Genomic DNA, 13,483 nt, shown 5'->3' with positions numbered 1-13,483 from the left:
GCCAGTTGCATAATTTGCAGTCGGCGGTGTCAGATGGACGTGCCCGGCGCTCACGAGCTGACCTCGATCATGACTTTGAGGCTGTCGGGATGCTCTACCCAAAACGGCAACGCTTGTTCAGCATCAGAAAAGGCGAAAGTTCTTGTAATGAGAGCGTCGGCCTCATCTTTCATCTGTTCGAGATAGGCTATTACCGCTTCGAAATCGGCGCGCGTCGCATTGCGCGAACCCAGAATGTCAAGCTCCTTGAGGTTGAAGAAGCGGGTCTCATAGGCAACCGGGGCCTTTGAGTAGCCCACATAGACCACGCGTCCGGCGTAGCCCGCAAAATCGATTGCCTGGGTAAATGTGATGGGCAGTCCGACCGCTTCGATCACGACATCGGCTCCATGGCCGCCAGTCAATTCATCAATGCGCTGGGCCACATCTTCCGATTGCGCTGCAATCGATGCGCTCGCGCCAAGGCGCTTTGCGAACTTGGCCTTGGATGCCTGGACATCGATTGCAATAACTTTGGCGCCGCGGGCAACCGCTCCGATAACAGCGCCGATCCCGATCATGCCGCAGCCAATGACGACAACCGTATCCTCTTTGGTTACCGAGCCGCGATCCACAGCATGAAACCCGACCGATAGCGGCTCGACCAATGCCAGGTGGCGCGGATCAAGCGTGTCATTGACGATGAGTTTTTCGACAGGCACCACGATCTTTTCTGCGAGGCCGCCATCCTGCTGCACGCCGAGCGTCTTGTTGTATCGGCAGGCGTTGAAGCGCCCCTTGAGACACGCAGAACATTGTCCGCAATGGGTATAGGGCACAATTGTAACGCGCTGGCCCGGCTTAATGTTGCCGGTGGTGTTGGGGCCAACAGCCTCAACGATTCCACTGATTTCGTGGCCAGGAATGCGCGGCAATTCGACGAGAGGATTAAGGCCTCTAAACGTATTAAGATCGCTGCCACAGAGCCCCACATATCTAATGGCAACAAGGGCCTCACCCAACTTGGGCGTAGGTGCTTTGACATTAGCAAGTCGCGCTATATTTTCCGCTTCGATCCGGAGAACCTGCATTAGCCTTCTTTCCGACTGAGAGGTGTTTCTGGGCTGTTTTCCGCGATCGTCTCATTGAGAACGCCTTCGGAATAATCGTAATGGCCGTCGGCGGCCGAGAGCAGTTCGGCATAGTCGCGTTTGCGCAATGCTTCGACAATCCTGCCGTGACCGGCGACTATTGTCTTGTCATGCCGGGGCACGGCCTTGCCAATTTCCATGTAAAAGACAATCGTTTCGGCAAGCACGCGATAGAGTTGGCGCACGACCGCGTTGCCAGACGCTTCAACCATGATCATGTGGAAGGTGTAGTCGGCTTCTGCCGCCTCGCGGATCGTCAACGCTTTGGCCATCCGCGCAACGGTCACCTCCAGCCGGTCGATTTCTTCATCAGTAATTTTCTCGATCACATCGGGCAGCGTGCCTATCTCAATCAAGCGCCTGAACTTTATGATGTCACGACATGTTTCGAGGCTCCGATCAAACATGGACTCAAGGACGTGAAAGGCGATGCCGAAATTAGGCTGAGTGACCTTTGGACCACGCTGGGTTTTTTCAACGATGCCGTAGGCTTCGAGATAAACCAGTGCCTCACGAACGGTGTTGCGGCTGACCTCGAACTTTTCTGCGAACAGCCGCTCATTGGGCAGGAAATCGCCAGGCTTATAAGCCGCCAGGATCTCGGCCTTAAGCGCATCGACAACGCTTTTAACGGCGCTTACCCGGCTCATTTTGCAATTTCCTCCCTTTGGTCCAACAATAGGACCAAGGAAAATCTTAGCCTTGCTTTCACTTTGCCGCAAGTGGGATTCTGTCAACTTCCCCTGAACGCCGCGCGCCCATTCTTCGCGGACCAAGAAAGCTTCTCCCGGCCGCCTTCCTATTCCGGCCCTTCGGGTGCAGTTGATCGGAGTTCGGAAAGTTCAGCAGTGGAAACGGTTCATTGAAACCGTGTTGATTATTGAGGTTTTGGATGTGCGGATATCCATCTTGGCCACGGCGCGACCGTGAGACCGGATACGTTGAAGCCAACCGTACAGGAATCTAAAAACTACTTGCGAACAGGGCGGGCCATACGTTCGACTGAGATTTGGCTCTGGCTTATATTTGCCGACGTCGCGCCTTTTGGCTTTGCAGTCGATGATTTAGGAGTTATCGGGGATTGCGTGTACATTCGGCTGCGATCGGTGCCGATCCTGGGGAATTTGCCCGAACTGCGAACGACAGGGCAGCAGGATTTAGAGCCGACATTTGCGTCGGCTCGCGGTCGGTTGTCAATGCGCCGGCCCGTGTGCCAATACCCAGGCATCGAGCCAGCTCTTGCCGAAAATACCGGTTCAGCGTTCAATGGAAGTCAACAATCTGCCCCTTAAATCTCCCCATCGACTGCCGACACCAAACACCTGACATTTTCGCCGTTTTCATCGAAAAGCATGATATCGCTTTCCGCTACCGAAAACGCAACAGCGCCCCCACGTCCAATCGGCGCGTCACCGTCAACGACGGCCAGCCATTGCTCGCCATTTCCAAGGCGGAAATTGATGATGGTTTCATTGCCAAGCCGTTCGACAAGATCAACCTTGCCCTTGACCGGTCCCGTCTCGGAAATCTTGAGAGCGTGTGGCCTGATCCCCAGCGTAAGGCGATCGCCCGGCTTTTGTCTATGACCATCAAATGCATAGGATAATTGTTCCAGCCCTTCACCGCCCAAGGCTATGCGGCTGCCGGAGACCTCACCGGCTATGACCGGCGAAAGGTTCATTTTCGGCGAACCGATAAAACCAGCTACAAAAAGATTGGCCGGGTTTTTATAAAGATCAATCGGGGCGCCAGTCTGCTGCACTTCTCCATTGTTGAGCACAACAATCTTGTCAGCCAGGGTCATGGCCTCGACCTGATCGTGTGTGACATAAATCATTGTCGCGCCGAGTTGTTGATGCAGCTTTGAAAGCTCCATGCGCATATCCACCCTGAGCGCTGCGTCAAGATTGGAGAGCGGCTCGTCAAACAAAAACACTTCGGGCTCGCGCACAATTGCCCGACCGATCGCTACACGCTGGCGCTGTCCGCCAGATAGCTGGCTGGGGCGGCGTTCAAGCAGGTGCTCCATTTGAAGAATGCGGGCCGCCTCGCGGATTTTGCGATCGCGTTCCTCCTTGGGCGCCTTGGCAAGTTTGAGCCCAAACCCTACATTATCATAGACCGACATGTGCGGATAAAGCGCATAGGACTGAAACACCATGGCGATGCCACGGTCGCGTGGCTCCATGTTGTTGCATAACTTTTCGCCGATATAGAGCTCTCCGGATGTGATCTCCTCAAGCCCTGCGATCATGCGCAGAAGCGTCGACTTCCCACAGCCGGAAGGCCCTACAAAGACGACGAATTCCCCATGGCCGATGTCAAGGTCGATGCCCTTGATGACCTCGACCGAGCCGTAGCTCTTGTGGATCGATTTAAGTGCTAGATCTGCCATTATTGTCCGTCGTTTTTCGTTGTTAGCCTTTAACCGCACCTGCTGTCATGCCTGCAACTATCTGGCGGTTGTAGAACAGGAAGACAATGAGTGGCGGGATGGTTACGAGCAAAATATTCATGAACAACAGGTTGTATGCCGTGCTGAACTGGCTCTGGAAATTGTAAAGCGTGAGCTGCACAGTGACGTTCTGATTGCCTGGAAGGTAATAGAGCGGATTTACGAAATCATTGAAGATCGTGACCGATTGTACAACGATTACAGTCACCGTTACCGGTTTGAGCAACGGCAGAATGACCCGGAAAAACACATCGAGCGGACGGGCGCCATCAATGATCGCGGCTTCATCCAGTTCGCGTGGAATGGTGGCAATGAAGGCGCGATAAAGGATGATACAGAAGGAAAGATTGTAGGCGACCTGGATAAAGACCATGCCATGCAGTGTTGCAAATAGCCCGATTTCCTGGAGCAGCCAGATCGTGGGCACCACTGCGGGCGGCATCATCAAACCTGCCAGCACCAGAAAATCGACAAGTCCGTTCCACCAGCCTTTCCGCCGCTGACGTACATAGCCAACCATTGCCGCGAGGATCACCAGCAATGTGACCGCGCCCACCGTAATCAGCGTGGAGTTGATATAGGCCGTAACCAGCATGAAGTTGCGGGTGGAAATTACAGTCCAGAAATTTTCCCAGACCGGAAAGTTCGTCGGCCATGAAAAATCAAGGCGCGCGGCCTCGGTTCGATCCTTGATCGCGGTCAACACGATGAAAAGGAAAGGGACGATGAATATGATAACCGTTGAAAACACGGCAATCACAGTCAATCCGTAGCGGCGCAGGGCAATCATTGGTGGCCCTCCCGGCGATTGAGATAAATATAAAGCGGAATGGCCATCAGTGCGATCAGAACGAACAGCACCACATTGCCTGCCGTCGAAAGTCCGTAGAACCCGGCCTGATATTGCTTGTAGATGACAGACGCCAGAACATCGGACGCAAAGCCCGGTCCACCTCGGGTCATAGCCCAGACAAGTTCAAAATTGCGCAATCCATGAATGAAGCTGAGGATGATGACAGTCACGGTCGCAGGTCGGCTTAGCGGCAGGGTGATATAGCAAAACCGCTCCCAGGCCGATGCACCATCGATACGCGCGGCCTCGTAATAATCCTGCGGAATGGACATGATACCGGCAATGAAGATCACGGTCGCCAGCCCCACTCCGCGCCAGACCTCAACTAGGGCAACCGAATAGATCGCAAGCGCCGGATTTGTGAGCCAACCAGGACCGGAAATCCCTACAAGATCGAGCGCAATATTGATGATGCCGCGCGTGGGGTGCATCATGGCCGTAAAGGCGATGCCAACGCCGACGGCACTTACAAGCACAGGGAAAAAGACAATCGAACGCAGCAGCGCTCGCATCCTTATGTCCGAGGTCAAGAGCACGGCCAGCCCCAGCCCAAACACCACCTTGAGCGTGCAGGTGACCAACGCAAAGATGATGGTGTTGATCACGCCCTGAATTAGAAAGGGCTCACGGAAGAACTGGGCAAAATTGTCCAACCCGATAAAGGTCGAGTCAAACAGCGTCCAGCGCGTCAGGCTGAAATAGATCGACGAAAAAGTCGGGAAGAGGAACAGTACCCCATAGATGATAGCAGCCGGCAGGAAAAACCATGTCGGATAAGGACTTGTGCGTTGCCGCTTGGTAAGCGGCGCGTTTGATGCAGTTGCGCTTGAGCTCATGGCCATCATACCGGCTTCCCTCTCATTTGGGATGACGGCGACCCCGGCGATAAGCCGAGGCCGCGCTTTGCTGGCAAAGGGAGGCTTACCAGCCGTCAAGACCAAGCTGCTGAGCCTGACGCACAACATCCTGATCGTAGAGCGCCGCAGCGTCTTGGGGCGGGCGAATGCCCGAGCCCACTTCCACCGTCAACTGCTCAAGCAGGGGGCCCTTGATCGGCGAAAGAAATTCAAGGGCTGGCGCATTGTTGCCGCCTTCCTCGAAATAGGGAAGCAAATCACGGACAACCCCGGCTACGTCTTCGGGCAATTCGCAGCCATTGATGAGATAGGGGCCATTGACCGCGACGGCCTCGTTCTGCACTGCACAGCCCTCCGGGCTGGCAACAAAGGCCAGGAACCGCCTTGCGGCCTCCTCATCCGATGTGGTTTGCGGAATGTAGAGTGCAGCCGGCATCCATACGGTCAGACCGTTTTCCTCGGCACTATCGCCTGGCTGGGCGAAAAAGCCCACATTTTCAATGGCATCACCAAAAGTGTCGGAAATCGCCGGAATGGCGAACGTAATCATGGGATAATGCGCGCCTTCGCCTTCAACGACCATGCGCAAGCCATCTTCATAGCCAGCTGCACCGAAGTCGGCATTGAGAAAGCCTGCATCATGGACTTCCGCGAGCTTTTCAAAGCCGCGCAAGGCAATCGCGCTGGTCGCGTATTTGGCCTCATTATTGGTATAGCGCTCGGCCCAGTCGGGCTCTTGAGCAAGCACGTTGTAGAAGTCTGCCAGAACAAAAAGCTGACTTGTCCACGTATCGCGATAGGTCTGGATAACAGGGGTATGACCCGCCGCCGCAATAGCTTCGTTATTGGCCATGAATGCGTCCCAGGTCAAAGGAATCTCAAGCCCGAGTTCGTCATAGATAGCGCGGTTGTAAAATATACCACCTGCTTCGGCAGGACGGGTCGGCACGCCGAAGATCTCCTCGCCCACGCTTACGACCTGTTTGAAGCTGTCCGCGATGTCGTCCATGTATGGCTCATCGCTGAGGTCGATAAGCGTCTGAGCTGGATTGAGCGCCTGTAGCAGCGACCCCGAATTATACCAGAAAATGTCCGTCATCTGGCCGGTCGCGAGCCGCGTCTTGACGATATTATCTCCTTCGCCGCCACCTGGACGCGTTTCGATGTCGATACTGATATCTGGATTGTCCGCTTCAAAAGCGGCAACAAGCGCCTCGGAAATCGCCACGGTGTGGCTGGCATTATCCACCAGCATCGTGAGGTTGACTGTCTGGGCCTGCACAGCGGTGCTCGTCAACATGAGTGCCGAGACAGCGCTGCCGACCATCAGGTGTCGCGCGGTTTTGGTATTCATCAGTAGTCCTCCCAGTCTGGCCCCGGCACGATTGCCAAGGGTTACCATTAAATCCGTTCAGGGCGTCCGCGCCGTTGATTTGACGGTTTCGGGCAGTCCCGGACGTAAAGGTGTCATTGCAAAGCTGATCACGTGCACGCCATGCGAGAGCGCAACACAGCGCGCATCGGCCGCAGACTTCCCATCAATGATGCAATCGGTATATTCGGCGCCAAGGCGCAATTCGCCTTGTCTGCCCTCCGGTATTTCGATTTCGTAGATCACGCGCCCGCCTTCGATCCGCCAACCGGCCCTGACTGGACCAGCAACGCTTTCATGGCAGGCGCTAACCGGGTTCAATTGCGGCAAAATCACAGGCTCGAAGATGATCTTATCAAAGCCGGGCGCATCAGCGTCGGGCCGAAGGCCGGCAACCGCTTCAAACAACCATTGGCACACAGCGCCATAGGCATAGTGGTTGTAAGAATTCATCTGCGGGTCAAAGATTGTGCCATCGGCCTGGATGGCGTCCCAGCGCTCCCAGATGGTGGTGGCGCCATTCTTTACCTGATAAAGCCAGCCCGGCACTTCTTCCTGGAGGAACAACTGTTGCGCCAGGCCGGTTTCGCCAAGCTTGATCAGCGCAGGTAAAAGCGCTGGCGTACCGATGAACCCTGTGCCGATCCGGCCTTCGGCGCGCGCAATCGTGTTGCGAAAGTGGCCGCGCGCGGCCTCGAGCTTGTCGGCGGGAATAAGGTCATGCAGGATGGCCAGCGCATAGGATGTCTGATCGTCATAGGCGAGGCGGCCAGAGGGCGTAATGAACTCGCTGGCGAAGGCTTGCTTGACCGCTTCCGCCATTTTTTCCAGTCGTATTGCGGTTTCGGGCTCACCCAGAATTCTGGCAATACGGGCAACCAGCGAAGCCGAGATATAAAGATAGATCGTTGCGGCCGCGTCATCGCCAATTGTTGGCAGTGGCTTGGCGCTCGGCCCCTTGGGCTGCAGCCAGTCCCCAAAGCTAAAGCCCCGCGAACCCCATTGACGAGGCGGCGATACGATCGGTCCATCACTGATCGACCAGACGAAATCAACCCACTTTATCATCGCGGGCAGAGCTTGCTCCAAAATCTCGCGATCGCCATAGTGCAGGTAAAGGGTCCAGGGAACGATTGCGATCGCATCCCCCCAACCTGTCGAGCCATAAAAGCCCGCGAAATGCTCAGGATGCAGCCGGGTTGGATCCGGGGAAACATGGGGGATTGCACCATCTTCGCGCTGATCGGCAATGACGTCGCGGATCCATTTGCGCAGGAAATCATGGCTATCGTGGAGATAGCACGCCGTCGGCGCAAAGACCTGTGCGTCGCCTGTCCATCCCAGCCGCTCATCACGTTGAGGGCAGTCGGTGGGCACTTCGATAAAATTGGCGCGCTGGGACCAGAATGTATTTTCGACCAGCCGGTTAACAAGCTGGTGCCCTGAGGCAAACGTGCCTTTGCGCGGATAGACCGAACTTATCGGGATCGAAACAATATTTCTGATCTCAGCGCTGCCCACGATCGTCACGCGCGCATAACGAAAGCCCTGGAATGTAAAGGTCGGGCGATAATGCTCCTCGGCCTCACCTTTAAGGACATATTCAAGTCGCGCTTCGGCCGTCCGGTAATTTGTATTTTCAAATTTGCCGTCCGCATCCAAAATTTCCGAATGCTCAACGATGATGCGCGTACCGACCTCACCCGAAACGATTAATGCAACATAACCGCCTGAGTTCTGGCCGAAATCATAAAGCAGCCGCCCCTCTTCATCCTGCCATTTTCGCACGACCTGCAAAGGTTCAAGTTCGCGTACCGGCTGAGTTTCATGGGCGATCAGCACATCGTGGTTGAAATCGAGCGGCGTAACACCGGCACTGTCACTGAGTTTTTCGTGCCGTGCATCATAGATTTCCCCGAAATAGATGCCCGATCTTTGTATGGGCAAATGTCCGCTTGACCAGGTCTGATCGGTGGCGAGCAGAAGGTCGGCTCCGCTTTCTGCCTCGCGGCGCAACTCCGCAATCGCCGCAATCTTGTCGCCCCAGCAATTGAGGATTGGATTTTGTCCCCACATCATCTGCGAGCGATACCAGCCATCGGCGAGCCAGATTTCAATGCTGTTTTCACCGACTGCCAAAAGGTCGCCGACCTGGTAGGTCTGATAGGAAAGCCGCTTGTCGTAATTGGTCCAGCCGGGAGTCAATAGATCATTGCCGACGCGCTGACCGTTGATAAAACAACGATAGAGCCCCAACGCGCTGATCCGGAGCGTTTCCGAACCTCCGACATGATCGACCCGAAATGACTTACGCACGAAAGATGCAGGCGTGCCGACACCTCCATCGCTTTGCGGGCGTACCATCTTGGCTTGCCAATGATGACGGGCTGCGTCGGCATGCTCCGAGCGCGAAAGAATATAGTCCAAAGTCGTCTCCCTAATGGCGGCCATCGTCCTCCACGACATGGGCAGCCATTTGTGCATCGTTCTACGTATATCGTTCTACATTTTTTCGGCACTTGCAATAGCTTTTTGGCGAAGACGGTGCGATAACCGCATAGACACAATAGGATGACGAACGTACTTCAGAGAAATTCAGGCGCGGGATGAGCGAAATTTCACAAAGCAAATCAATACAAAAGGCTGAACGCGATATGTCGGGACGGATCACCATCCGTACCGTCGCCGCTGATGCCGGAGTGTCGGTTTCCGCCGTCTCGAAAGTGCTGCGCAACGCTTACGGTGTAAGCGACGTCCTGCGCGCCAAGGTCAATGCCTCGATAGAAAAACTCGGTTATCGCCCCAACGCATCAGCCCGCGGTATGCGTGGACGCAGCTATACGCTTGGGGTTCTTTTGTCCGATATACGCAACCCGTTCTTTTCCGAAATCATGGCCGGGATCAATGAGGCGCTGGCCAATACGCCCTATCAGCCACTGCTCGGCGTTTCAAATTCGGCAGTGGGTGTGGAGCGCTCATTGATCGACGCCATGATCGACAGGCAAATGGACGGCCTGATATTCGTTGCGCCACGAATGCTTGACGAAGAAATCGACGCAGCTGCGCGCAGAATACCGACCGTCGTTATCGGCCATCACCGTCCGCAAGCTATGCATTTCGATACCGTCAACGGTGATGATGAAGCTGGAGCCGAACACGCAATCGATCATCTGGTTGCGGCGGGACTAGAAAAGATCACCCATATCAGTCTCGACATTTCGGCCAGCGAGGACAACTCGGTGACTGCGCATCGCGAATTGGGGTATCGCCGTGCCATGGAACGGCACGGACTTTCGCGCCACACCGACGTGCACTACGCAGAGCATAGCCCCCTTGCCCGCAATCTGGCACGCAATCTGCTCAAGCGTTCGGACCGCCCGGAAGCCTTGTTCTGCTGGACCGATTCCTGCGCCTTCGAGGCCATCAGCGCAGCCATGGAACTAGGCATTTCTGTACCCCAAGGCCTTTCTGTGATCGGCTATGACAACTCGCCCCCGTGTGACCTCGCCCAGAACAATTTAACGAGCATCGATCAGTCAGGACGACAACTCGGCATGGAATCCGCACGTATGCTCATGGAGAGGATCGAAGGGCGACAAAAGCCGGAACATCTTCTAGTCGAAACCAGGCTGATCGTTCGCGGAAGCACAATAACTGCATCCGGGCACGATCTCTAAGCCATGGATTCATAGGCGCATTGCCATAGTTTCTGGCCTTTATTGGAAGCTTTGGTTGCCATTGGAAACATTGGTAACCGGTGGTCTGCAGGCTCGGACCCGAAATGCACAGAACAGCGCCAAGACCAAGGCGGCATCGATGACACGCTCTCTCCCGGCAGGCTATAACTCACGGCAACCGCCAAATTGGTTAGCGCAAAGCAAAGTCAGCTGCCCTACGCTGGCAGCGCTTGGGAAGACAAGCGGATCATCTGTTTTTAGCAAAGCCTATCGCCAAACGAACGTCCGGGTAAACCGCGCCGGACTGAGCTATAGCCTAGTGACTTCTGATCTACATGCGGTTTCAGAAGAGTTGAGAACAGTCAGGTAGTTATCGGCAAGCTGGCTTGTGTTTCGGCTCAAAAGGTCCGACACAAGGTTATGGTTGATGCAGTCGTTATTCTGGTCTTGGGACAGATGAAGCCGACCCGACCCCTTTGGTGTCAACCAGAGCTTAGGCTCAGCCCGCGGCAACGTTTGCGGGATTGGCAAACTGCGTTTTCTGCAAACGCTCAATCTCGGCTACTGCCATCATTAGCGGCCCGACGCCTTTTGCATCGTTAGGGGCAATCTTCTCGCTGACATAATACGCCGCCGTGCCGTCACGCTCGCGCCCCTCGAACCCGCCTAGCCCCGCCACATGCACGATTTGGTCGAGCACCCTCCCATGTTCTGTCGGGATCAACGCCTTTGCGATCAGTCCGTTCAAGGCCGTTTGTCCTATGATGGCATCGACCCCATGCAATCTCAATCGCCCACCAGCCAAATAGAAATAGGCCAGCATCGCCGTCGCGGAGGATTCAGCATAATTGCCATCAAGATCGGGTTGGTCGGGCACTTGGTTCCAGCGGCCATCGGCACGCTGATGGCTTGCCATCACGCGCGCGAAGTCCGCGATTTTTGTGTCCAGTCCTGCTTCGGAAACCCCTTCATGTCCGATCAGCTCGGCGATATCGACGAGCGCCATGGCCAACCAGCCCAGTGCCCGCGACCATAGCGCGGCATTGCGTCCTGTGATCTTGTCTGCCCAGAACTGTTTACGGGCCTCGTCATAGCCATGACTGTAAAGCCCGCTCGCCGGATCGGCCAGAAGCTCGAGAGCGGAAGTGATCTGCGCAACAGCATCGGCCACCAGATCAGGGCGGTCGTAGGCCTGGCCATATTCGATCTGGAACGGCAGGCCCATGTAAAGTCCATCCAGCCAAACTTGGTGAGGGTAACGCAACTTATGCCAATAATTGCCTGCCGATATGCGCGGATGACGGGCGAGTTGTCCTGCTAGGCGATCTGCAGCCAACCTGTACCTGACCTGGCCTGTGCGCGAGTAAAGCCAGATCAGTGCCCGGCCCGAAAGGACGTTGTCGATGTTGAACTCGTCTTGGGCATAGCCCGACAGAGCGCCATCATCCGCAACCTGACGATCAATCAGCCGCACGAGATGAGCGAACCATGGACCATCAGGATCGACGCCATCGAGAAGGCTAAGACCACGATAGATGCACCCGTCCTCGTAGCACCAGTCGCCCTTCTTATAGGCCACATAGCGACTGACATAATCGTCGAAAAATGCTTTCAGCATGATGTGCGCTCCAGATAGTCATCCACTGCTGGCCAATCGATATTGGCGATCACCGGCTCGATCGCGTTTTCTGTGACGATCCGGTCATGGCGCAACAGCGGCAGACCAACCGCCATGTCGGGCACAGCGGCCACAGCATCGTCGGCATAGGTGACGCTTACATCCTCGATCCGCAGTTCGGTCACTGGCGCTTCCGCAAGGCCGAGCACATAAGCCAGTGCGTGATGGACATTTCGTGCCTCTATGCGCGCGAAGGAGATTTCCGAGACCCAGGGTGTGGCCGCCGTGACTGGCGCGGGCGAACGGTTCTGTACCGCATCCGATTTGCCATCAGGATCACAGAAATAGTGAGCGTTGATTGACAGCGGGGTTAGAACCCCATCCATAACACAGTCGGTCACTGCGATACGCGCAACCTGTCCGCCTCTGCCGCGCCGGGTCTTGATGCGCAGCCCTCGATCGGTGTCGATCATCGTGCAGTTGGTGACCGTCACATCGGTCACCGAACCGCTCATTTCCGAGCCGATGACCACCCCACCATGGCCGCGCTCCATAAGGCAATGGCGGATGCCGACATTGCGCGTCGGCGCGGGAACTTTGCCATCGGGCCAGATTTTGCCCGCCTTGATAGCGATGCAATCGTCGCCCACCGAAAACCTGACGCCGCTGATTGTCACATCGGTGCAGCTGTCGGGATTTAGCCCATCAGTATTGGGACTGTCGGGCGGGTTCGAAATGTCGAGGTCGGCAAAGATCAGTTTGTTGCAATCGATGGGGTGTATGGTCCAACTGGGCGAATTGCGCACCGCCACCCCCGCCATCGAAAAGCCGGTACAACGATTGGCAAAAACCGTACGCGGACGCCTTGCGCCGTTCCGGGTTTCCTTGGGCCAACTCCACCAATCGCCCCGGTCCCCCGCTCCGTCAATAATCCCTTTGCCGACGATAGAAAGTCCGCTGGTATCGAACGCTGTCAACAGCGAGGCATAGCATTTGGCGGGCACCCCCTCCCAGCTCGCCTGCTGAAGGCCATCCTCCGAAAAGGCCTGAAGGATCGGGTAGGCAGCACGATCCGATAGCCCGGTGATGACTGCGCCTTCGGGCAGCCAAAATGTGAGGTTTGACTTCAGAAACAGCGGCCCCGTGCGCCAAGTGCCCTGTGGAACGTAAAGCGTCGCCCCGTCTGGCGCTGCCTGGATAGCTTCCTTGAAACCAGAAGTATTGTCCGCTGCCGCCTCGCTGACCCCATAATCGCGGACATCGACGAACCCGGTCTCGAACGGAGCGCTGAACTCAAGACGATTCCAACCCTGGATTTCGAGCCGGTATCGCGTTCCCGGCATAAGGTTCTCGAAAGTCTTCACCGGAAAATCCAGCGCGCCCTCGATTACTGTTGCCCCATCTGACGACAAGTGAAACGCAACTGGCTCATCAAGTCTGTGATGAGCGTTGACGCCGGCCAATTCGACCGTGACCGTGCGCGGAGTCAGAACAAGTATTGCAGGGATCCGTGCGGACATG

Annotated in this window: 10 protein-coding genes; 1 reads left to right on the top strand and 9 read right to left on the bottom strand. The window is 55.8% G+C overall.

Features of this window, described 5'->3' with window-relative positions:
- Nucleotides 1-50 precede the first annotated feature (50 nt).
- From EO133_RS06770 to EO133_RS06740, 7 genes are all read right to left on the bottom strand, one after another.
- Nucleotides 51-1,070, bottom strand: coding sequence for a zinc-binding alcohol dehydrogenase family protein (locus tag EO133_RS06770; protein ID WP_127071899.1), 1,020 nt, complete (start codon nt 1,068-1,070; stop codon nt 51-53).
- Nucleotides 1,070-1,780, bottom strand: coding sequence for a FadR/GntR family transcriptional regulator (locus EO133_RS06765; protein WP_127071898.1), 711 nt, complete (start codon nt 1,778-1,780; stop codon nt 1,070-1,072). Before EO133_RS06765 ends, EO133_RS06770 begins: the two co-directional genes overlap by 1 nt.
- 638 nt (nt 1,781-2,418) lie before the next feature.
- A complete protein-coding gene (locus tag EO133_RS06760) occupies nt 2,419-3,525 on the bottom strand; it encodes an ABC transporter ATP-binding protein (RefSeq protein ID WP_127071897.1) in 1,107 nt (368 codons plus the stop codon).
- A gap of 22 nt (nt 3,526-3,547) precedes the next feature.
- On the bottom strand, nt 3,548-4,375 hold the full coding sequence (locus EO133_RS06755) for a carbohydrate ABC transporter permease (protein ID WP_127071896.1): 828 nt from the start codon (nt 4,373-4,375) through the stop codon (nt 3,548-3,550).
- Complete coding sequence (locus EO133_RS06750) at nt 4,372-5,283, bottom strand: carbohydrate ABC transporter permease (protein WP_371870935.1); 912 nt, start codon at nt 5,281-5,283, stop codon at nt 4,372-4,374. Before EO133_RS06750 ends, EO133_RS06755 begins: the two co-directional genes overlap by 4 nt.
- Before the next feature lie 76 nt (nt 5,284-5,359).
- A complete protein-coding gene (locus EO133_RS06745) occupies nt 5,360-6,649 on the bottom strand; it encodes an ABC transporter substrate-binding protein (protein WP_127071895.1) in 1,290 nt (429 codons plus the stop codon).
- Between the two features lie 57 nt (nt 6,650-6,706).
- Complete coding sequence (locus EO133_RS06740; protein WP_127071952.1) at nt 6,707-9,031, bottom strand: alpha-L-rhamnosidase; 2,325 nt, start codon at nt 9,029-9,031, stop codon at nt 6,707-6,709.
- A 290-nt stretch (nt 9,032-9,321) separates the two neighbouring features.
- On the opposite strand from EO133_RS06740, the gene EO133_RS06735 reads away from it, so the two are divergent.
- Entirely contained in the window at nt 9,322-10,344 is a 1,023-nt protein-coding gene (locus EO133_RS06735; RefSeq protein WP_248297987.1) for a LacI family DNA-binding transcriptional regulator, read from the top strand.
- 499 nt (nt 10,345-10,843) lie between these two features.
- Here the strand turns inward: EO133_RS06735 and EO133_RS06730 are convergent, their stop codons facing one another.
- On the bottom strand, nt 10,844-11,962 hold the full coding sequence (locus tag EO133_RS06730) for a glycoside hydrolase family 88/105 protein (RefSeq protein WP_127071893.1): 1,119 nt from the start codon (nt 11,960-11,962) through the stop codon (nt 10,844-10,846).
- Nucleotides 11,956-13,482 carry a polygalacturonase PglA gene (pglA, locus tag EO133_RS06725; protein ID WP_127071892.1) on the bottom strand — a complete coding sequence of 509 codons (1,527 nt, stop codon included), beginning with the start codon at nt 13,480-13,482 and terminating at the stop codon, nt 11,956-11,958. The genes EO133_RS06730 and pglA overlap by 7 nt, the downstream gene beginning before the upstream one ends.
- Nucleotide 13,483: the final 1 nt, after the last annotated feature.

This window comes from Pelagibacterium lentulum, from assembly GCF_003992625.1.
In the GTDB taxonomy this organism is placed as follows: domain Bacteria; phylum Pseudomonadota; class Alphaproteobacteria; order Rhizobiales; family Devosiaceae; genus Pelagibacterium; species Pelagibacterium lentulum.
Note: the sequence above shows the minus strand (reverse complement) of the source record. Positions and strands in the feature narration are given on the sequence as shown.